This window comes from Oceanihabitans sp. IOP_32 (assembly GCF_009498295.1).
GTDB classification, from domain to species: Bacteria; Bacteroidota; Bacteroidia; order Flavobacteriales; family Flavobacteriaceae; genus Wocania; species Wocania indica.
On record NZ_CP040813.1, the window covers coordinates 3,398,164 to 3,418,267 of the forward strand.

22 protein-coding genes and 2 pseudogenes are annotated in these 20,104 nt (G+C 31.7%); 12 read left to right on the forward strand and 12 right to left on the reverse strand.

Features of this window, described 5'->3' with window-relative positions; all coding sequences use genetic code 11:
• The first annotated feature begins 5 nt into the window (after positions 1–5).
• Positions 6–1,487: an AMP-binding protein gene (locus FEZ18_RS14225; RefSeq protein WP_153268939.1), complete on the forward strand. Its 1,482-nt coding sequence runs from the start codon at positions 6–8 to the stop codon at positions 1,485–1,487.
• 2 nt (positions 1,488–1,489) lie between these two features.
• The gene (locus tag FEZ18_RS14230; protein ID WP_153268940.1) at positions 1,490–1,735 is read left to right on the forward strand and encodes an acyl carrier protein; all 246 of its coding nucleotides are present in this window, start codon (positions 1,490–1,492) and stop codon (positions 1,733–1,735) included.
• On the opposite strand, the gene FEZ18_RS14235 is transcribed toward FEZ18_RS14230, so the two are convergent.
• The gene (locus FEZ18_RS14235) at positions 1,732–2,586 is read right to left on the reverse strand and encodes a formyltransferase family protein (RefSeq protein WP_153268941.1); all 855 of its coding nucleotides are present in this window, start codon (positions 2,584–2,586) and stop codon (positions 1,732–1,734) included. The genes FEZ18_RS14230 and FEZ18_RS14235 overlap by 4 nt on opposite strands.
• Before the next feature lie 72 nt (positions 2,587–2,658).
• Here FEZ18_RS14235 and FEZ18_RS14240 point away from each other — a divergent pair, with 72 nt between their 5' ends.
• Both FEZ18_RS14240 and FEZ18_RS14245 read left to right on the forward strand, forming a co-directional pair.
• A complete protein-coding gene (locus FEZ18_RS14240) occupies positions 2,659–3,708 on the forward strand; it encodes a hypothetical protein (RefSeq protein WP_153268942.1) in 1,050 nt (349 codons plus the stop codon).
• A gap of 130 nt (positions 3,709–3,838) precedes the next feature.
• Positions 3,839–4,459: a sugar transferase gene (locus FEZ18_RS14245; RefSeq protein WP_153268943.1), complete on the forward strand. Its 621-nt coding sequence runs from the start codon at positions 3,839–3,841 to the stop codon at positions 4,457–4,459.
• 213 nt (positions 4,460–4,672) lie between these two features.
• On the opposite strand, the gene FEZ18_RS14250 is transcribed toward FEZ18_RS14245, so the two are convergent.
• The 5 genes from FEZ18_RS14250 to FEZ18_RS14270 form a co-directional block, all read right to left on the reverse strand.
• A complete protein-coding gene (locus tag FEZ18_RS14250) occupies positions 4,673–5,779 on the reverse strand; it encodes a GNAT family N-acetyltransferase (RefSeq protein WP_153268944.1) in 1,107 nt (368 codons plus the stop codon).
• Between the two features lie 16 nt (positions 5,780–5,795).
• Entirely contained in the window at positions 5,796–6,470 is a 675-nt protein-coding gene (locus tag FEZ18_RS14255; RefSeq protein ID WP_153268945.1) for an HAD family hydrolase, read from the reverse strand.
• Positions 6,454–7,419, reverse strand: a complete 966-nt coding sequence (locus FEZ18_RS14260) for an ATP-grasp domain-containing protein (protein ID WP_153268946.1) — start codon at positions 7,417–7,419, stop codon at positions 6,454–6,456. The genes FEZ18_RS14255 and FEZ18_RS14260 overlap by 17 nt, the downstream gene beginning before the upstream one ends.
• A 234-nt stretch (positions 7,420–7,653) precedes the next feature.
• Positions 7,654–8,133, reverse strand: a complete 480-nt coding sequence (locus FEZ18_RS14265; RefSeq protein ID WP_153268947.1) for an Lrp/AsnC family transcriptional regulator — start codon at positions 8,131–8,133, stop codon at positions 7,654–7,656.
• A 76-nt stretch (positions 8,134–8,209) separates the two neighbouring features.
• Entirely contained in the window at positions 8,210–9,352 is a 1,143-nt protein-coding gene (locus tag FEZ18_RS14270) for a M14 metallopeptidase family protein (RefSeq protein ID WP_153268948.1), read from the reverse strand.
• A gap of 290 nt (positions 9,353–9,642) precedes the next feature.
• Here FEZ18_RS14270 and FEZ18_RS14275 point away from each other — a divergent pair, with 290 nt between their 5' ends.
• Complete coding sequence (locus FEZ18_RS14275) at positions 9,643–10,011, forward strand: helix-turn-helix domain-containing protein (protein ID WP_153268949.1); 369 nt, start codon at positions 9,643–9,645, stop codon at positions 10,009–10,011.
• 83 nt (positions 10,012–10,094) lie between these two features.
• Positions 10,095–10,466 carry a DNA topoisomerase IV gene (locus tag FEZ18_RS14280; RefSeq protein ID WP_153268950.1) on the forward strand — a complete coding sequence of 124 codons (372 nt, stop codon included), beginning with the start codon at positions 10,095–10,097 and terminating at the stop codon, positions 10,464–10,466.
• Positions 10,467–10,557: 91 nt separating this feature from the next.
• Here the strand turns inward: FEZ18_RS14280 and FEZ18_RS14285 are convergent, their stop codons facing one another.
• Positions 10,558–11,058 carry a hydrolase gene (locus tag FEZ18_RS14285; RefSeq protein WP_153268951.1) on the reverse strand — a complete coding sequence of 167 codons (501 nt, stop codon included), beginning with the start codon at positions 11,056–11,058 and terminating at the stop codon, positions 10,558–10,560.
• Positions 11,059–11,133: 75 nt separating this feature from the next.
• On the reverse strand, positions 11,134–11,895 hold the full coding sequence (locus FEZ18_RS14290; RefSeq protein ID WP_153268952.1) for an MBL fold metallo-hydrolase: 762 nt from the start codon (positions 11,893–11,895) through the stop codon (positions 11,134–11,136).
• A 96-nt stretch (positions 11,896–11,991) separates the two neighbouring features.
• Between FEZ18_RS14290 and FEZ18_RS14295 the strand changes: the two genes are divergently transcribed.
• Entirely contained in the window at positions 11,992–13,467 is a 1,476-nt protein-coding gene (locus FEZ18_RS14295; protein ID WP_153268953.1) for a TonB-dependent receptor, read from the forward strand.
• A 72-nt stretch (positions 13,468–13,539) separates the two neighbouring features.
• On the opposite strand, the pseudogene FEZ18_RS14780 reads toward FEZ18_RS14295, so the two are convergent.
• Positions 13,540–13,647, reverse strand: a pseudogene (locus FEZ18_RS14780) (peroxiredoxin); the annotation flags it as partial.
• 359 nt (positions 13,648–14,006) lie between these two features.
• Here FEZ18_RS14780 and FEZ18_RS14300 point away from each other — a divergent pair.
• From FEZ18_RS14300 to FEZ18_RS14315, 4 genes are all read left to right on the forward strand, one after another.
• Positions 14,007–15,166, forward strand: a protein-coding gene (locus FEZ18_RS14300) for an IS3 family transposase (RefSeq protein ID WP_410505112.1) whose coding sequence is annotated in 2 segments (ribosomal slippage) — positions 14,007–14,238 and positions 14,238–15,166 — 1,161 coding nt in all. Because the reading frame shifts where the segments join, the coding sequence is not laid out codon by codon here.
• Positions 15,167–15,273: 107 nt separating this feature from the next.
• Positions 15,274–15,735 (forward strand): hypothetical protein, encoded by a 462-nt coding sequence (locus FEZ18_RS14305; protein WP_153268954.1) that lies wholly within the window; start codon positions 15,274–15,276, stop codon positions 15,733–15,735.
• 198 nt (positions 15,736–15,933) lie between these two features.
• On the forward strand, positions 15,934–16,347 hold the full coding sequence (locus tag FEZ18_RS14310; protein WP_153268955.1) for a hypothetical protein: 414 nt from the start codon (positions 15,934–15,936) through the stop codon (positions 16,345–16,347).
• A 40-nt stretch (positions 16,348–16,387) separates the two neighbouring features.
• Positions 16,388–17,014, forward strand: a complete 627-nt coding sequence (locus tag FEZ18_RS14315) for a hypothetical protein (RefSeq protein WP_153268956.1) — start codon at positions 16,388–16,390, stop codon at positions 17,012–17,014.
• A gap of 113 nt (positions 17,015–17,127) precedes the next feature.
• On the opposite strand, the pseudogene FEZ18_RS14785 reads toward FEZ18_RS14315, so the two are convergent.
• The 3 genes and pseudogenes from FEZ18_RS14785 to bcp form a co-directional block, all read right to left on the reverse strand.
• Positions 17,128–17,250, reverse strand: a pseudogene (locus FEZ18_RS14785) (DDE transposase); the annotation flags it as partial.
• Positions 17,251–17,317: 67 nt separating this feature from the next.
• On the reverse strand, positions 17,318–18,511 hold the full coding sequence (locus FEZ18_RS14325; RefSeq protein ID WP_153268957.1) for an IS256 family transposase: 1,194 nt from the start codon (positions 18,509–18,511) through the stop codon (positions 17,318–17,320).
• A gap of 282 nt (positions 18,512–18,793) precedes the next feature.
• Entirely contained in the window at positions 18,794–19,246 is a 453-nt protein-coding gene (gene bcp, locus FEZ18_RS14330) for a thioredoxin-dependent thiol peroxidase (protein WP_153268958.1), read from the reverse strand.
• Positions 19,247–19,429: 183 nt separating this feature from the next.
• Between bcp and FEZ18_RS14335 the strand changes: the two genes are divergently transcribed.
• Positions 19,430–20,089 (forward strand): endonuclease III domain-containing protein, encoded by a 660-nt coding sequence (locus FEZ18_RS14335; protein ID WP_153268959.1) that lies wholly within the window; start codon positions 19,430–19,432, stop codon positions 20,087–20,089.
• Positions 20,090–20,104: the final 15 nt, after the last annotated feature.

Sequence of the window (20,104 nt, forward strand, 5' to 3'; positions counted from 1 at the left end):
ATGGTATGAATTTTATAGACAAACTTAAACACGCCTTTAAAAGTAATCCTTCCCAACCTGCTCTTTGTATTGATGAGGTATTTTATACCTATCAAGAATTATCGGATGCGATTTATAAAATTCGGATTCATATTCAAAACACTATACCTTTTGAAGAAAACTTAATCGGTTTAGTTGCGAATAATGATTTAGAAACTTATGCCTCTATTTTTGCATTATGGTTTGAGAATAAAGCTTATATCCCCGTAAATCCGTTTGCGCCTTTAGAGAGAAATTTGAAGATTTTTAATCAAACTGAAGTTAATACCGTTTTCGATTCCTGCACTAACTCTGGTTTTAATACTTATTTTAATGTTTTTTGTGCATCGAAACAGCACTTAATAGATTCTGAAATAAACTTGGCAAACACCGTTTTTTCTGAAAATGCTATCGCTTATATTTTGTTTACTAGCGGAAGCACGGGCACACCCAAAGGCATCCCAATACGTTTTAAAAATGTAAATGCCCTTTTAAACGCATTCGACAAAGAACCAGCATACCAATTAAATAACACTGATAAATGCCTAATGATGTACGACCTCACTTTCGATGCCTCTTTAACTGCTTTTTTACCCGCATTTTTAGCAGGAGCTTGTTTGTATACTGTACCTGGCGACTCTATAAAGTACTTCTCTATTTTTAAATTATTAAACACATACGAATTAACGGTCTTAAAAATGGTGCCTACCATAATAAACTACCTTCGTCCTTATTTCGCAGAAATAAATGCACCAAGCGTTAGGTACTGTATATTTGGAGGTGGTAAATTACATGAAAATATTGTAAAAGAATGGCTTAAATGCATTCCAAATAGCACGCTGTACAACCATTATGGGCCTACAGAGTGCACAGTTTGCAGCAGCTATTACACTTATAAAACTAACGGCAACAATCAAACTTACAATGGTGTATTACCTATTGGTAAACCTTTAAACGGCATTGATTTTATGCTTTTAAATGATGCCAACCAAAAAGTAAAGGTTGGTGCTCACGGTGAATTATGCTTATCTGGCGACCAGCTTACCACGGGGTATTGGAAAAACGAAGCCCTCAATGCGTTAGCTTTTTTTGAAATGAATAATAAAAGATATTATAGAACAGGAGATATCTGTTACCTTAACGAGGAAGGCGATCTTATGTATGTTGAAAGAAAAGATTTTCAGGTGAAAATTAGAGGTTTTAGAGTCGAACTTGGTGAAATAGAATATCATATTCAAAATAAAATTAAAAATCATATTAGTGTCATAGACATTGATAATAACAACGGAACAAATGAAATTGCACTAATTATTGAAGGCGAAACTATAGACACCAATGATTTGTTTAATTATTTAAAAACAAAACTTCCCAATTATATGATTCCAACTAAAACGTTTTTCTTACCAAAACTTCCACTTAACGACAATGGTAAGCTTGATAGAAAAAAACTAAAAACACTAATAGAATAAATATGACAAAAGAAGCCATTTTAAAAAAAGTTACCCAATCTTTCGTAAAAATACTAGAACACCATAATTTTGTATTAGAAGAATCTACCACAGCTAGCGATGTAGATGGATGGGAATCTATTACCCACATGTTAATTATAACCGATATTGAGACCGTTTTTGGAATTAAATTCAAACTCATGGAATTAATGAATATGAATAATGTAGGAGATTTAATTAACTGTATTTCTACCAAATTAGAACCTTAGCTTTTTGTATAACGTGTAATTTTTATTAAACCATCATTAGTTTTTACCAAAAATTTATCGTCGTAATTTAAAACAATTTTCCCCGAAGGTTCTTTGCAATATGTGTCTAACAGCGGTTGGTGCACGATTTTTTCGGCAGTAAATATTTTATAATTTACATTATCAAACGTAGCAAAACTACCCTGAGAACCAATACCAAAGCTTTTAATACACTTTAGTATCTGGTTAGTATTACAGTTTGTAAAATCGAGCTTTTGCATGCCTTCAGTACGGTTAAAATATGTTGAATTACCACTTTGTTTTCTACCAACATAAGTAAAATTTTTGGCTAGAAGTATTTTCCATGCTTCTTTAAAAACAATACCCTCTAGTTTCATTGCTAGATGATACAACAGACCTAAATCAATATCTGGTGTTAAAGTTTCTTTTTTCTGAAAAATAATAGCTCCAGTATCAATACCATCGTCTATATAATGTGCCGTAGCTCCGTAAAAATTATAATCGTCATAAAAAACTCCATTTAAAGGTGTTTTACCCTGTAAATAAGGAAGATATGTTGGGTGTACATTGATTAAAATTTGCTCTTTTTTGAATTTATGAACAGGAAAAATAATTGGACAACCATTTGAAATGAGAATATCGAAATTTGATTTTATTAATTTTTTTAAAACAATATCCTTATCTTTCATAGTAAAAGTATGGTGAGCTATGCCCTTTTGATCAAGTATTTTAGTTAAAACAGTTTGTTCTAGGGCGTAAATGGTAATACAATCAAGAGAAACCCTATCTAAAAGTTGTTCTAAAACATGAAATCTAGAACCTAAAAAAACAATATTTTTACTATGCTTCATCGTGTGTAGTTTGTACAGTACAATTAACGTTATACCATTGTTATAAATGAAAGATTTAAATAGTTTTAAAATATGAAAACTTCAGCTAATAAAAAAAAAGGTATTGGTTCTTTTTTTAGTTTTATTAATCCTAAATCAGAAACATTATTACCTCATAGCAATACCTTTATTCCAGAGAACTCAGTGTTGTTGTACTCAGGAAGACAGGCGATTAAATATGTTATTAATAGCATTACAAATACCAAAAACATACAAACCATTTGGTTACCAGAGTATTACTGTATGCATGTTACCCTATGGTTAAAAAAAACATATCCCAATATAAAAACTTACAGAGTGGAGCCGTTAAATCCCGATTTTGTGGTGAAAGCGTCTCAATTTGTTAATAAAAACGATATTATCCTTATTAATAATTTCTGGGGAGTGAGTAAATGTTTAGTTGACAAACCAGATGGCCTTGTGGTTATAGAAGATCATTCTCACGGTTGGTTAAGTACAACTTGTATAAATAGTAAAGCAGATTATTGCGTCGCTTCCCTTAGAAAATCTTTACCTATCCCCCTTGGAGGCATCGCCTGGAAACCCGATGGAAAAATTATTAATCGACCAAAATTGTTACCACCAGATCGTTTTGTTTCTATTTGGGATACCATAACGGAAGCCATGACATTAAAACATGATTTCGAGAGCACTTACGAGATTGATAAAAAAGAAAAAAGTTTAGAGCTAATTAACCTTGCGGAAAAACAATTGCATATTAATTTTGATTTAACCCATTTAGAAGATAGTCATAAAAAAAATATTGAAAGTTATATGAATATCAATGTACTAAAATTAAAATCTAAAAATTTAGCCACGCTTAGTACCATGCTAAAACACCACGAAAATTGTGCATATATGGCTTTAAATCCGGATGCTTTTGGACTTATATTACACTTACAAAACGAAACTGTTATGCAGCAACTGCGCTTATATCTTATTAATCATAATATCTATCCGTCGCAACTGTGGCCAGACAATGTATTACGTTATGGCTACTTTTTAAACATACATATTGATTATAGATATGGCGGTGAAGATATGGAATATATTGCTGAAAAATTAAACGCTTTTAGCATTTGAAAATCACAGTATATTTTGTAATTTTTGTAAAACAATCACCGTCTTATAAATGGATAAAACAAATTAATAACAACGTGTTTTTAACTCATTTTTTTAATATCACGACTTTACCAAAGCAAAATAATTAGGTATGTACAAAACCATTTTTAAAAGAATCATAGATATCATATTGTCTGCCATAGGTCTAGTACTACTTGCACCAGCATTCGTTAGTATTTATATCTGTTTGATGTTTTACAATAATGCTAAGCCATTATTTTTTCAGCGTCGACCAGGAAAAAATGAAAAGATCTTCAAAATTATGAAGTTTAAAACTATGACAGACAAAAAAGACGCTAATGGAGAGTTGTTACCCGATGCCATGCGAACAACTCGCTTTGGATCTTTTTTAAGAAAAACATCTTTAGATGAAATACCTCAATTAATAAACGTGTTAATTGGAGATATGAGTTTAATTGGTCCAAGACCTTTACGTGTGCGCTATCTGCCCTACTATACCAAAGAAGAAAAAATTAGGCATACCGTAAAACCAGGAATTACTGGTTTGGCACAGGTTTCGGGCAGAAATGCTATTGGCTGGGATGAAAAACTTCAAAAAGATATTGAATATGTAAACAATTTGTCTTTTACATTAGATGCCAGTATTTTTTTTAAAACTTTATTGAAAGTTATAAAATCTAATGATATTGAAATAAGTGAAACGACCTTAAATTTTGATGAACTGAGAAAACTTAAACAAAATAAAAAATAGTGCTTAGATGGATAGCGTTGTCATTTGTTACGATGCATCGACACTTTTTTTCATTAGTAAATATGTATTTGTTTTATTCAGCAAAAATAAGCGGAACAATTAACGACTAAGCGGCTATTTTTTTCTGTAAATTACGCCAACCTGCCTACTGTAGGCAGGTTGGTGATTTATTAATCATATAGTAAAATGGGTCGGACACTAAAAAATAAACCTTTAGTTTTCTCGGGTAATAGCTCTATACGTGTTTTTACGATAAGCTGGAAAAAAACCAATTTTACGGCCTTTTTTTTCTAAACCACCGTCATCTAACCCGATCTCATCATTAGTTATTTTATCTAACTCGTTGTAAACCGCTTTATTTATAATTTTTCTGCCGGTATAAAACACAAGATCATCATCATTTGGGAAGAAGGATTTTTTGTATTTGTATAAATTATCGAAATCTTCTCTTCCACCACCAAGAACGTAGTATTTAAAATGCTGCAATCGCGCCCATTTCATAACCTCTACTTTCAAAAAATCGTTAGGTCTTAAGCTAAAATAATCCATTATAGTACCTCCTAAATATGAATATAAAGTATTATTAGAAGTTAAAATAAGTTCTGTAGAAATGGCAATACCATCTTTATACACAAAAGCAAAAATAATTTTACCTTCACATAAACGCACAATATTTTTAAAATAACATAAAGAATAAAAATAATCGGTGTTCGCGTTTACACGTCTCATTGTACTTATATAGATGTCGTAAAATCTCTCGATATCTTCATCTTTAACATTATTATAGACAATATGACTTTTTAAATTATTATTAACCGCTTTTCTATAATTATTTCTAACTTTTTGCTTTAAAGAAGCCCACTGTTGCTCATAATCTAATAAACGGCCTCTTACATTAGACAGTGTTGGTATTAATGTTCCAGAATAAAACTGACAATTATTGTTGAGACTAAATCTTATAAACTCTGAAACCACATTGTTTTCTTTATACCAAGAATCTATTAATTCCCAAAATTTTAAAAGATACCCGCGCGACATGTCTTTGTTAAACAATGGCCCGCTATAACCATACGGAGAGATAACATCGTAATAAATCGTGTTTCGAAGCTTATATGGAATTTCCCTTAAAACAAAAGGCATTAATATTAAAACCTTATCCTCAACTTTTAGTGTAAAATACCTTAAGCCATCGTATGTAGATTCATTTTTTTCGGGAGTTAAAAACATGAAAAAAGGATTGACAACCTCGAAGCCATTTACAGTGTCTTTATACACATTAAAATCGTATTCATTTTGTATTTTATGTACTACTAACTCCATAGTATTTACCAAATTTTTAAAATAATAAATCTCTTATTTCGGTTAAACTCCTTATTTTAAATGTGGGTTTCTTGTAGGGAAGCGTATTGAAGGACTGTGGATGAATATTAACCCCGTTATCCAATAAACAAATACTTGTCCACCCCAATTTATTAGGTGCTTCAAAATCTTTGCTCGTATTATCTCCTACATATACATATTTGTAATGACTCCCATATTTCTCAACAAAATATTTAAAATTATTTATGTTTGGTTTCTCAGATCCGAATGCTTCAGAAATCACGATATCATCAAAATAATCGTTTAAACCCAAAGCTTCAATTTTATGTTGTTGCTGAATGCATCTGCCGTCGGTAATCAATCCAGTTTTATACACGCTTTGTTTTATATTATCTAATAGCATTTTATTAGAATCGGTTAAATATATATTTGGTTTATGATTTCTATATCTTTTAATCAAATCGTTAACAACAACGCCTTGTATATTATTTTTAAAGATTACGGTTTCAAAAACATTTTTTTTCTCTTGATAGGCCAAAATCATTTCAGCCAAAATTAACTTCGCTGTTTTATTTGTTTTCTTCGAAAGAAAATCAGCAATATCTTTAAAAGCAGATTTTAAAAAATCTATTTCTTTATACAGTGTATCGTCCAGATCAAATACTATAATTAAATCAGTCTTTATAATCATCAACTAATATTTCATTATCATATCTCAGCATTAATAAATTTGATTTCCAATCGTCGTAAAATTCAATGGCTTCATTAAAAAAATATTCTTTAATAATCCACTGTGGAAAATTTGCACCCGCCAGATAAGTTAAAGGATACCCCCCTCCAAATCTCGCATTTATCTCAATACCGTAAATTTCATTCGTTTCAATATGCTTAAAAAACTGAGCCGTTAAACAGCCAAGGGCTCCATCAATATGATATAAGTGTTGTTTAATAAAATCTACTAAAATATTTTTTTTAGTAACACCTTTATTAACTTCTCCATCTCTTACTTCTATACGTTTTCTGGGAATTACCGACTTTAAATTACTCTTTTTGTCGTAGTAAAGATCGCAAGTATACTCCTCGTATTTATCGTGATCTAAATATTCTAAAAACATTAAGTTTTTATTGGTAAAGTGGTATTCTGTTAGGTCTTCTTGATTTTTAATTATAAAATTATCCACACTTCTACTGCCATTATAGGGTTTTATAAATAGCGGCAACTTATAATTATATTTTGAATATTCTTTTGCAACATTAATGTTGTGTTCAACAAAAAAAGCATTCATCTTTCTTTTGTCTCTGCAAATGCTGATGAATGCCGTTGAGGAAACTACTGGAAAAATACCGTTTTTTATGAATTTTTTTTTATTTTCAGCTAAAAGCAGAAGTTCTGTATCGATGGTGGGAATTAAAACTTTTATGTTATTATTCTTACATATTTCCAATAATTCCTTTAAATAGCTTTGGTGACTCACTAAAGGAAGTTGGAACGCCAGGTCGGAAACATGGCAAGCTGCAGAAAGGCCAGTGTTAAAATCTGTTGTCATAACCTTTCCTTCTGGCACCATTTTTTTTAGTTCTTTTTGAAAGGCTTTAACTAAAGAAACGCGCCTTCCAGCAGAGGTTATTAAGATATTCATTGTGGTTTATAAACAGGTTAAAATATACATTTGATGTGGTTAAATTAAAGAAAAAAAACTGTAATTTAATAGAAATTAGATAATAAACCATTTTTAAAGTTATCCTGTCATACAAAAACTAACGGCGCTGTGTTTCGGGCTTTAAATAATTTATAACATATGGAATTTCACAAAATCAAAAGCCAAAAAAAGCCCTAAAAAAGGGCTTTTTGCAATATTCTATGTAAATTGATTTTATAACTCATTAAAAATAGAGTGCATTAATCGTTTTTTATCATTTAAACTCTCTTCAAGTGAGATCATCGTTTCAGTTCTGTAAACTCCCTCGATATCATCCAGCATAAAAATTACTTCTTTTGCATGCTCGGTACTTCTTGCTCTAATTTTGCAAAAGATATTAAACTTCCCCGTTGTAATGTGCGCTACGGTAACAAAAGGAATTTCGTTAATACGTTCTAAAACAAACTTAGTTTGGGATGTGTTTTTTAAAAATACTCCAACGTAAGCTATAAATGAATACCCCAATTTTTTGTAATCTAAATTTAAGGAAGAGCCTCTAATAATACCAGATTCCTCCATTTTTTTTACACGCACGTGAACGGTCCCCGCTGAAATTAATAATTTTTTGGCAATGTCTGTAAAAGGAATTCTTGTGTTGTCGATTAACATATCAAGAATTTGATGATCAATTTCGTCTAATTTAATTTTCCCCATAATTAACGTTTGTTAAATAAAGTGCAAAAATAGCATATAATTATTACAAAATAACCATTATTTATGGATAAAACTGTTAAAACAATGCAATTTTATTATTATTTATGACTACGAAATCGTTTGCGTTAAAAACTTTTAAACCATTTCCATGCTCATCGGTCACGCTCATGTAATTCGCATCTAACTCCTTATGAGCAAAATAATTAGTTAAATCGTCAATTTTTTCAACTGTGGGTATAAACTCTATTTTATTATTAATTAATTTTTCCTGATACATAAAAGCAATATCCTGGGTTGTCTGCTCAGTTGTTTTAACGTTTCGTATAATAACATCAAAGAAACACTTTTCGTTTTCAGGAATACCTAAATATCCCTCATAAGAACTCCCATTTACCTCATTTTTGGCAATGTAGTCTAAAGATTCTAATAGTGCTATGTAAATAAACTCACGTGTTTTATCGCGACTATAATCCCGCTTATAATGACCTGCTTCAAACAAAATAGTAGGCACATTTTCACTTTGAAACATGTCACCTACACAGTTTAAATTAAAAGCATCATCATAAACACCAACTTGATTGGGAATTAGCTTTTGAAGCTTGGTATTCATAACAGCAATTACCTCCATAGCCATTTTTCGGTTCGCTGTAAGTTTACAACTTTTGTCTTGAGCAGGCGAAAGAAAGGAGACTGTAGCAGAACGGCCGGTGTTTCCCGCCCCAAAAATAGTGCGTTGCCCATGCAGATTATAGCAAAAATGAGGTTTAAAATTGTTAAAAACCGACCTTAAAATTACACTCTCTGGTTGCGACAAGTTTTGAGCATCTCGATTTAAATCGACTTGATTAGCGTTTAGCCTAGTATAGACCAGCGCGCCATCTGGGTTTAAAATAGGTATAATGTATAAGGTACAAGACTCTAAAATATGAGCTATTTGAGTTTCTGTACTTGAAAGCGTATTTAAAAGATCAAAAAGCGCTTTTGTGGTTGTCGATTCATTACCGTGCATTTGCGACCACATTAAAACTTTTTTATTTCCAGTACCAATTTTAATGACATGAATAGGATTGCCCAATACAGAAGTGCCTTTAATATCTGCACGCCATTCTTTATGTCGTGATTTAATTAAAGGCTCAATATGATGATGCGTTATATAGCGATCGCTTAATCGTTTTTCTCTATGTTTTAAAAACAGTGCTTTAATATGCTCGATGTTCATACTTTTTGTTTAGGATACAAATGTAAACAATAACTAATTTACAAATGTAAACAATAAATTAGGAACATGATGTTTACAAAACCAACCTATATTTAGGTCGTATATGTGCGTTTAAGCAATATTATCTTTCGCAGTATTATTTATATCACTATTTACTGTTTATCAGTGCATTAATATCTTTGAAATGAAGTATTAATTTAAATTGTTTTAACTAGTTTAACCTAATATTTCTTTTATTGCGTTTAATTTGTTACATTTGTAACATATTTACAACACACAACTTGTTTACAATGATAAACAGCGAGGCTTTTGCTAAACGACTTCAAAAAGTAATAGATTATTATGGTGAATCTGCATCTTCTTTTGCAGAAGAAATAGGTGTACAACGCTCAAGCATATCTCATATTCTATCTGGAAGAAATAAACCGAGTTTAGATTTTGTTTTAAAAATACTCGCCTCTTTTCCCGAAGTTGAATTGTATTGGCTTTTAAACGGGAAAGGTCATTTTCCTCCAAAAGCTCAAGAAGAACCTATACACCATAAGGCTCCAGAATTAAAGTTTGAAGAAATTACTAAACCTGAAACAACCCTTGACAAACAGATTGAGCGTATTGTTATTTTCTATAGAGACGGAAGTTTTAAAAATTTTGAGAACTAATACCAAATTAACAAAACGACATTTAAAAATTAAATTGGTAGAATATCCTCATTCTTTAGTAGCTTTGCTTTAAAATTTATGTTATGCGTGTACTGTTTTTTGTATTGATGCTTGGCCTTTTTGGCTGTTACGAAACTTCTAGAGATTGTAAAGATTATAAAACAGGAGCATTTTACAGCGAAGTTGTTATAGACAACATTCTTTATAAGTCGACGTTTGAAAGAACTGATGATATCCAAATTGAAACCTATAACAAGAAAATTGATTCGTCTAAATTACGATGGATAAATGATTGCGAGGTTATTTTTAAAACTATAAATCCTAAAAATAGGGCTGAAAAAAAGGATATTCATCTCAAAATTTTAACGACCACCGATTCGTCCTACACGTTTGAATATTCTTATGTTGGCGAATCTTTAAAACAAAAAGGTGTTGCTTATAAAATTAAAAAGTAAAACCAAATAAAACTATGAGGTCGAGATTTAAGGTCAATTTTTTCAATAAATTCGCAGATTAAACTAAAAAATAGTTCAAGAAAAGGTGGCTTCAATCGAACGGATATAAAAACGACTCTACTGCAGTAAACTTTATATTATTCTGTTCTAAAACTTCGTAAGTTAAAAAGATTTCTCCCCAATATATACCATCAGAAAAATCAGCAATAATCCATTTGTGGTTTAATAACTTTACGGTGTTAATCATCATTTTTTTTCCTTCATTTGCCGAAAAAGGTACAATAGGATGTTCGCCAGTAACCGCATTTAATCTATACAACTCATCTTTAATAAAAGGGATTAATTCTGAAACTTGGTATCCTTCATTTTCAAAATAACTAATAGCGTCTTCATTTCTTTCTAAATTAAAATGCGACAGTTTTAATATATCATCCTGCAAAACCGCCACAGAGTCCTTGTATTTTTGCGATTGTTCTCTATATAAATCTAATTTAATGTTTAATTTATCGAATGTTCGCTTAGCATTAACGTATTGGAACAACACTAACAAGGCGGTAAAAACAAACAGATACATTAAGATTTTTTGCTTCATTTTTTAATTTTTATTTTGACTATGGTCAATTTGAGAATCGTACTATTTTAGTTTTAACTCTGTTAAATACTGTTTTTAAATATCTAATTGCAAACCATCGTAAGCTAAGTGAACATTTTGTGGTAATGTTTTCTCTACTTCATCATGGAACCCTAAAAGATGGCTAATATGAGTAAAATACGCTTTTTCTGGTTTTACTTTTTCAACAAAGGCCAAAGCTTCATCTAGATTAAGATGTGAAATATGCGGTTCTATACGCAGCGCATTAAGAACTAGAACTTTTAGATTCTTTAGTTTTTCAAGCTCTTGATCATCAACAGTCTTAATATCAGTTAAATACGCAAAATTATTAAATCTATACCCGTAAACTTGAACGAAATAATGGTCGGCGTTAATAGGTATCACATCCATTCCTGACAAATTAAAGGGTTTGTTTTCTATGCTATTAGTAATTATTGTGGGCGATCCTGGGTATTTGTTTTCCTTAACAAAAATGTAGGCAAACCTGTTTTTTATGGATTCTATAACACGCTCATGTGCGTAAATTTGCATGTCCCCGTTCATATAACACAAGGGTCTAATATCGTCTATGCCAGCAACATGATCGGCATGTTCGTGAGTAAATAAAATACCGTTAATTTTCTCGCATCCGCAATTAAGCATTTGTTGCCTAAAGTCTGGACCGCAATCTATCACGTAAGCAAAATCGTTCCATTCAATTAGAACAGAAACTCGTAAGCGTTTATCTTTTGGATTATCACTTAAACAAACCGGATGCTTACACCCTATTACTGGAATACCCTGAGATGTACCTGTGCCAAGAAATGTGATTTTCAAAATGCCATTTATTTAAACACAAAAATAAGCTTATTTTTTTATTTGCTTTGGTTATTTGGTATCTTTGTGTATATCAGTAATCACTAAAACAAACAAATGGAAATCACCCTTAAAGGAGATAAAAAGTTTGATGATGTACCTTCATTAAAAACTAAAGCTTTACGTATAAATTTAAACGAAAATATTTATGGTTCTTTTGCCGAGATTGGTGCTGGACAAGAAACCTGTCGTCATTTTTTTAGAGCTGGCGGGGCTTCTGGAACTATCGCGAAAGCCATGTCTGCTTATGATAAAGATTTTAGTGATGCCGTTTATGGTATAGAAGACGATAAGCGTTACGTTACAGAATCTCGTTTGCGCAAAATGTTGGCCTACGAGATGGAACTGATTGAGCAACGTATTAAGAGAGATAAACACCCGAATAAAATATTCTTTTCTTATGCCAATACCGTAGCAACAATAGATTTTGCTAAAAAATTTAAAGGACACGGCTGGGTAGGTATTAAGTATCAAATAGACCCTAAGGGCGGTTATAACGATATCATTCTTCATATTCGTTTTAAAGAAACAGATACACGATTACAGCAAGAAACATTAGGAGCTTTGGGTACTAACCTTATTTATGGAGCGTTTTACAAGTACAACGAGCCAAAAAAATTATTGAGGTACCTCTACGATAACCTAGATAAAGATCAATTAGAAATCGATACGATTAACTTCTCTGGCCCTATTTTTAAAGATGTCGATAACCGATTAATGAGCCTACAATTGGTGAAAAACGGAATGACCGATGCGGTTATGTTTGGCCCCGATGGCAATAATGTACTTCCGGCCAGAGTGTTTTACAAAAAAAATATTTTAGCCTTACGCGGAAGTTTCAGGCCTGTTACGAGGGTGAATATGGCTATGTACAAGAAGTCTTACGAGATGTTTGTTAAACAGAATAAAGTAAATGCCGATAATACCGAAGTCGTTTTCGAGATCACCTTGTCTAACTTGCGTGCGGAAGGTGAAATAGACGAACAGGATTTTATGGATCGAGCCGATTTATTATGCTCACTTGGGCAGTCGGTAATGATTTCCAATTTTCAGGAATACTATAAAGTCGTTGAATATTTTTCGCGTTACACCAAAGCTAGAATGGGTTTAGTTATGGGCGTTAATAATTTAATTGAAATTTTCGACGAGAAATATTATCGCCATTTAAGCGGCGGTATTCTGGAGGCTTTCGGCAAATTATTCTTTAAAGATATTAAAGTGTATTTATATCCGATGATGGATCCTGAAACAGGAGAATTGATTACTAGCGAAAATTTAAAAGTACACCCACGTATGAAAGAACTTTACAAGTTTTTTAAATACAACGGTAAAGTAGTCGATATTAAAGATTACGATACCAGTATCATGAATGTTTTCTCTAGAGACATCCTTAATAAAATTGAAAGTGGAGAACGTGGTTGGGAAGATATGGTGCCTGAAGGTACAGCCGATTTAATTAAAGACTATAGGCTTTTTGGCTATTCTCGAAAACCTTTAAAACCCTTAACCCTTAAAAAAAGAACAAAAAAATAGGATTTTTATAATCTATAAAATCGAGGCACTATTACTAAAATAGCGCCTCTTTTTGTTTGCATACAAGCACACTTACCCCAAAATCTGCGCCGCGTGGTCTTTTGTTTTAACTTTGTCAATAACGCGTTCCACTAGTCCGTTTTCATCAATAATGAACGTTTTTCTGTGAATGCCATCAAAAGTCCCAATCATTAATTAACGAAATTCAATAATATAGATAAAGCCGTGATTTTTATGTAAAATGGTATCGTATGAAAAACGATAAAAATGGTTAAACTCATTACCGAAGACACATATACTCATAGACTGATTTTCATTATCAAGAACTTATAAACTTAGCAAATTAATAACGAAAAATTGAGAAAAGTGCACCAAACAGAGCTGAAAGTTAAAAATAAACAAGAAAAATAGACTGTATTTTAAAAATTTCTTTTTAAATTACAAGTCGTTAGAAAACCCAAATCTATAGTTATATAAAAAAAATCTGGAATGTCTAGTTTTGTTGGTACGTTTTTAAGTGAATAAATTAACTTAGCAAAATGGGTAGAATAGTTTATGATCAAAGTTTTAAAAAAACCTTAGTAGAATTGTTAAATTCAGGTAAATCTGTAAAGGATCTCACGAAAGAGTTTGGGGTTAGTCAAGCTTCCATCCATAGATGGGACAAAGAGTTTAATACAACAACTTCACAAGATAACAGCCAATCAGAAATGCTTAAAATTAAGGCCTTAGAAAAGGAATTAAAGGATGTAAAGTTAGAGCGTGATATATTAAAAAAGGCGGTAAGCATCTTTTCCAAGAGCGACAAGTAATATACCGGTTTATTAAACTTAATACTGGTCTATTTCCTGTTGAAAAGATGTGTAAGTGCATGAGAGTTAGTAAAAATAGCTATTACACTTGGCTACGTGTTGGACAATATAAAGGTCAGAAAAGTTCTGTTTCTCATTTAAAATCAAGGGTTATAGCTATTTTTAACGATAGCAAACAAATTTATGGCAGTTTACGTATCCAAAAATCATTGGAACGTGAGGGCATTGTTTACTCAAGGTCCTATATCGCTTTAATTATGAAATCACTGGGTTTAAGGAGCGTACTAAGCAAAAAGTTTAGAGTTTGTACAACCGACTCTAATCATACTTTTGCTCTAGCAGACAATATGCTAAACAGAAACTTTAAAAGCACAAAGTTAGGCGAAAAATGGGTTTCAGACATTACCTACATAAAAGTTGGTGGTCAATGGAATTACCTTACAACTATTTTAGATTTAGCAGATAGAAAAATAGTATCCTGGGTATTGACTGAAAATATGGATACTGAAAACACCGTTTACAAAGCTTGGTTACAAGCTAGAAAGAATAGGGATATAACTAACAATCATATTTTTCATTCCGATAGAGGCGTACAATATGCGTCGAATAAAATGACCAGCGTTTTAAACTCTAGTAAGAAAATAACGCAAAGTATGAGCAGGAAAGGGAACTGCTGGGATAACGCTGTTGCAGAGAGCCTATTTAAAACAATAAAATACGAATGTACAAATAGATATGTTTTCAATTACTATTTAGACGCTTACAAAGTTATTGAACAGTACATTAAATGGTATAATTGTAAAAGACTTCATTCCGCTTTAGACTATAAATCTCCAATGGAAATGGAAGCAGAATTAATAATGAAAAACAATAAAAATGTAGCTTAAAAAATAGTACCAAATTTATTAGGTAGTCCAAAAACTTTGGTTTTAACTAGATTAGCCCCAATAAGTTCGTTGTATTATTTTAAATTTAAAAACAGTATATTTTAGACATGAAATCAAAAATTTTATTTTTCTTAATTTTAAATGTCCATTTTCTCAGTTTTGCTCAAGAATATAATAATTCAAAATATTATAAACTCTATAAAGGTGGAGAAAAAATATTGAGACCTGTTATCTACGTACTTAATGATTGTACAAACGATTTACAAAAAACAGAAGGTGGAGAAATTGTTTTTAAAATTGATAATCAAATATTTATATACAAACCTATTAAGCATAAAAAAGTTAGCTTATCACTTAATGAATTTAAAAAAATTGAATTTAATAAAGTAGAAACGCTAATAGATTTGGAATATCAAGAGTATTTAAAGGTATCTAATAAAATTATGAATGAAAAAGGTTTCAAACCTCCTGCACCCATTAACCATTCAATATTGAAAATTATTGTTGTTTCAAAAAAGGAAAATAATATTGTAACTTATGAAACTGATTGGTTGTATTCTAAGTTTTAAGGTATAAGTAGCGAAACAATAAATGCTGCCTACACCGCGGAATATAACGCCAATACAGTAAGATGGGTTTGGACACCAAATGGTAATAATAGATATGTCAATTATTTTGACTCAAGAACTAGTAGCGGTAAAAGAGGCCCTACTTATTCAGGAAATCAAAGAAATTATTCTGATAATAATGATGACGTAGGAGACCAATTGCCTTGTCTTTTTGGACAAGTAAAAATTGGCTACGATTGTGTGAAGATTTTGGAAGATGAGGATCATATTTTTAATGAGCTTACAAACCCATGTGCAAAAGATATTTTTTCTGAAATAGAAAACGCATTATTCATAGAACAATATATGGGACAATATGTAGGTGCAATTGGCTATTCTTTATATGAGTGGGATAAAGAATATGGTACTGGTGGAAGCCTTGGTTGGAGCTATTATAAATCTATGGCTTGGGGAGGTTTATTTCAAACAGATCCCAATACGGGCTTAATAACATCAGAAACGGATGCATTTAAAGAATTAGAACCTAATGCAAACAATAGACAAGATATTGCAGATATAGTAGTTAACGAACTTAAAAATAATAGTGATGCGAAAGGAACGAAATGTAATTAGATTTTTTATAGTTTTAGCCTTTTTGTTAAATGTTTCAAGATTGCCTGCACAACAAAAAATTAATGGCAAATATTCCATGGTTGATGGAACAGGATATTTTTGGACAGACTATACTTTTGACATAAATAGCACATTTACTTTTGAAGAAGGCGGAGACTTAGGGACAGAGTCTTATGGGCAAGGTCATTATACTATAAAGAATGATAGTTTATTTTTAAATTATGATTTAACTGAGTTAAAAGAAGAAAGCTATTTTAAAGCAAAGAAATATTATAATTTTAAAGATTCAATTCAAATTAAATTAAACATTTATAATTATAACCATGAGCCATTATATAATATGCAGGTTTATGCTTTCCCTAAACGTAAATCGACCGAATCTGATAAAAATGGGCTAGCGGTTCTAAAATTTAAAAAAGAGAAGCGAAAAGATAAATTAGAAATCCATATTGATGGGGAGTTTTTAGCGAAACAGATTATCTATTTAGATTTTGATATAAATTATAATATCGATGTTTTTATGAACGAATCTGTAATTCAGGGTTTTGGACATCCAGAAGCAATAAAAAATCAAATTGACAGATTTAAAATTATCGAAATTTCTGAAAAATATATTAGGCTTGAAAACAATAATAAAGAAATAAAACTGATTAAAATGTTGCAATAAGCACGAACCTTTATAATTAAATAATCAGCTCTTAGAAATTATAGAACGAGTTGATTACTATTTGGTTTAGTAGTATTTGTGAGTAATTCTGGGTCAGGTTAATTTCTTGGGGATTAAGCAAATAATTTGTGCAATCTAAAGAGGAAAAAAGTGGTATCTGTTACACCTCTTAAGTTAGCTCTAAATAATTTGATCTTTGCATTAAAAGACTCTGCATTAGCATTTGTACTTCTGTTAGAGTTTATCCAAAATTTTGTGTTTTTGAAAAATAATTTCAAAATTCATAGGTTAAAATAATATTGATTATAACCTGTTTGGAAAACAAATATACAATTGATTGTAAATTTGGCCCCATTTAAATCGGGTTTTCTTCCATTTTTTACTGATACTTTGAGCTGCTAAATATATTGATTTCAGGGCTGCATCATCATTTGGAAAGACTTTTTTGTTACGTGTATATTTTCTTAAACTGGCATTAAAACTCTCAATGATATTGGTCGTATATATGAGTTTTCTAATCTCTTTTGGGTAGTTTAAGAAGACGGTTAAATTGTCCCAATTGTTTTCCCACGACTGTACGGCAGAGAGATATTTATCTTCCCAGTTTTGTTTAAATACTTCAAAAGCCTCTAAAGCAAATTTCTCATTATCGGCTTGATAAATAGCTTTAATATCGACCATAATTGGCTTACGGTCTTTATAGCTCACGTATTTTAATGAGTTTCTAATTTGATGTACGATACATATTTGACGAATACTATCTGGAAAAATAGCTTCTACAGCTTTATCCAATCCAGAGAGGTTGTCGGAACACAGAAAGAAGATGTCTTTTACGCCTCGAGAGCGCAGATCGTCTAAAATGGACATCCAGGCAGCTGCTTTTTCTGTTTCTACAATACTCATGTTCAAAATATCTTGTTGCCCTTCGGTATTTACCCCTAAAACTATCATACAGGCTTTAGAGATCACCTTGCCTTCCTGACGTATTTTATAATGAATAGCATCTATCCAAACTATGGGATATACATCTTCTAAAGGACTGTTCTGCCAATGTTTGATGTCTTCCAATAATTGATTGGTGATAATGGATACCTGTGATGTGGAATACTGCACTCCATAGGTGCTTTCGATAAAATCAATAATATCGCTATTGCTCATGCCTTTGGCGTAAAGCAATTGAATACAATCTTCTAATTCTTGACTGATGGATTGATGTTTGGGAACAATAACCGGCTCAAAGCTGGCTTGACGGTCTCTGGGTATTTTGATACGTTGCTCTCCATTGTGAGTCTTGATGGTCTTCTCTGAAAAGCCGTTACGCTGGTTGTTCTCAATTACCGGACTACCTTTTTGATACCCTAAGTGGGCGGTCATCTCAGCTTTCAAAAGCGATTCAATACCACGTTTAAGCAACTGTTCCTTGACATGGTCAAAGTCCTCCTTGTTGCTGATTTTGCCTATCAAGGCGTCTAATTGTTTTTCTAATTCTGAGTTCATAAAATAAAAATTTAAAAGTAAATTTTTTGCCTATGAATTTCAAAATCATTTTTCAACTAACTAAGAGCAAAAACATAAAATAGTTTACAGTCCCGATAATTATGAACTATACAAAGTAGCAGTAACTGTTGTTGCTCATTAATAAATACAAGCCACAACTCTAATTCTTCCTTTAAAAAGGTAGTTGTAATTTAAACTCTGTCCGATTCATTTTTTATCCATTCCAAAATCATTCGAAACTTGTTTTCGACTGATTTTGGAATGCGATCTATTATAAACCCACTACCCCAATATCTGCGCCGCGTGGTCTTTTGTTTTAACTTTGTCAATAACCCGTTCCACTAGTCCGTTTTCATCAATAATGAACGTTTTTCTGTGAATGCCATCAAATTCCTTACCCATAAACTTTTTAGGGCCCCAAACGCCAAAAGTATTAATTACGGTTTTGTCTTCATCGGCTAACAAAGGAAAGGGGAAATCGTGTTTATTCTTAAAATTGGACTGTTTTTTAGCAGAATCGGCACTTACGCCCAGCAATTCATAGCCTTTTTCTTTTAAAACATCATAGTTGTCTCTTAAATTACAAGCCTCGGCAGTACAACCTGGTGTGCTGGCTCTTGGGTAAAAAAACACAATAAGCTTTTTACCTTTATAATCCTTTAAATTAATACGGTTGCCTTGTTCATCTAAAGCTTCAAAATTTGGCACCTTATCGCCTACTTTTAATGTATTCATATGTTTTTAAATTTAGTTATTAATAACTCGCTTTTTAGTGTTCGACTGAAAAATCATTTTCTGATTTAAAATTTCGCTACACACTTTCATATTGCTTAACTTTGTTAGTAAAGTTATTGTTTTGATTAATTGTATTAAATAAGTCAAAACGATAACGTAGAATTCATGTAAAAATACAACCCAATGACCAAACAAGAAAGCGTAAACTTTATAATTAACACCTTATATAAATTATATCCAGAAATTCCTGTTCCACTAGACCACAAAGACCCTTATACCTTGCTTATTGCAGTTTTACTATCGGCTCAAAGCACCGATGTTCGTGTAAATAAAATAACACCCTTACTTTTTGAGCAGGCCGATAACCCTTACGATATGGTTAAGCTTAGTGTAGAAGAAATTAGAGAAATAATCAAACCTGTTGGTTTATCTCCTATGAAGAGCAAAGGCATATACGGTTTGTCGCAAATTCTTATTGAAAAACACAACGGCGAAGTACCCCAAACTTTTGAAGCACTTGAAGAATTACCAGCCGTGGGCCATAAAACTGCGGGGGTTGTTCTGGCTCAAGCCTTTGGCATACCAGCGTTTCCCGTAGACACGCACATTCACAGACTCATGTACCGGTGGAATTTATCCAACGGAAAAAACGTGGTTCAAACCGAAAAAGACGCTAAACGCTTATTCCCTAAAGAATTATGGAACGATTTACACCTACAAATCATTTGGTATGGACGAGAATATTCTCCTGCAAGAGGTTGGGATTTAGATAAAGATATTATTACTAAAACCGTAGGAAGAAAAAGCGTGATAAAAGAATATTATAAGCAGAAAAAGTCTTAACCAAATTGGCTAAGA

Excerpts from the sequence above, each read along its gene's own strand:
- FEZ18_RS14225 (WP_153268939.1), top strand. The coding sequence starts at position 6 with ATGAATTTTATAGACAAACTTAAACACGCCTTTAAAAGTAATCCTTCC.
- FEZ18_RS14230 (WP_153268940.1), top strand. The coding sequence starts at position 1,490 with ATGACAAAAGAAGCCATTTTAAAAAAAGTTACCCAATCTTTCGTAAAA.
- FEZ18_RS14235 (WP_153268941.1), bottom strand. The coding sequence starts at position 2,586 with ATGAAGCATAGTAAAAATATTGTTTTTTTAGGTTCTAGATTTCATGTT.
- FEZ18_RS14240 (WP_153268942.1), top strand. The coding sequence starts at position 2,659 with ATGAAAACTTCAGCTAATAAAAAAAAAGGTATTGGTTCTTTTTTTAGT.
- FEZ18_RS14245 (WP_153268943.1), top strand. The coding sequence starts at position 3,839 with ATGTACAAAACCATTTTTAAAAGAATCATAGATATCATATTGTCTGCC.
- FEZ18_RS14250 (WP_153268944.1), bottom strand. The coding sequence starts at position 5,779 with ATGGAGTTAGTAGTACATAAAATACAAAATGAATACGATTTTAATGTG.
- FEZ18_RS14255 (WP_153268945.1), bottom strand. The coding sequence starts at position 6,470 with ATGATTATAAAGACTGATTTAATTATAGTATTTGATCTGGACGATACA.
- FEZ18_RS14260 (WP_153268946.1), bottom strand. The coding sequence starts at position 7,419 with ATGAATATCTTAATAACCTCTGCTGGAAGGCGCGTTTCTTTAGTTAAA.
- FEZ18_RS14265 (WP_153268947.1), bottom strand. The coding sequence starts at position 8,133 with ATGGGGAAAATTAAATTAGACGAAATTGATCATCAAATTCTTGATATG.
- FEZ18_RS14270 (WP_153268948.1), bottom strand. The coding sequence starts at position 9,352 with ATGAACATCGAGCATATTAAAGCACTGTTTTTAAAACATAGAGAAAAA.
- FEZ18_RS14275 (WP_153268949.1), top strand. The coding sequence starts at position 9,643 with ATGATAAACAGCGAGGCTTTTGCTAAACGACTTCAAAAAGTAATAGAT.
- FEZ18_RS14280 (WP_153268950.1), top strand. The coding sequence starts at position 10,095 with ATGCGTGTACTGTTTTTTGTATTGATGCTTGGCCTTTTTGGCTGTTAC.
- FEZ18_RS14285 (WP_153268951.1), bottom strand. The coding sequence starts at position 11,058 with ATGAAGCAAAAAATCTTAATGTATCTGTTTGTTTTTACCGCCTTGTTA.
- FEZ18_RS14295 (WP_153268953.1), top strand. The coding sequence starts at position 11,992 with ATGGAAATCACCCTTAAAGGAGATAAAAAGTTTGATGATGTACCTTCA.
- FEZ18_RS14305 (WP_153268954.1), top strand. The coding sequence starts at position 15,274 with ATGAAATCAAAAATTTTATTTTTCTTAATTTTAAATGTCCATTTTCTC.
- FEZ18_RS14325 (WP_153268957.1), bottom strand. The coding sequence starts at position 18,511 with ATGAACTCAGAATTAGAAAAACAATTAGACGCCTTGATAGGCAAAATC.
- bcp (WP_153268958.1), bottom strand. The coding sequence starts at position 19,246 with ATGAATACATTAAAAGTAGGCGATAAGGTGCCAAATTTTGAAGCTTTA.
- FEZ18_RS14335 (WP_153268959.1), top strand. The coding sequence starts at position 19,430 with ATGACCAAACAAGAAAGCGTAAACTTTATAATTAACACCTTATATAAA.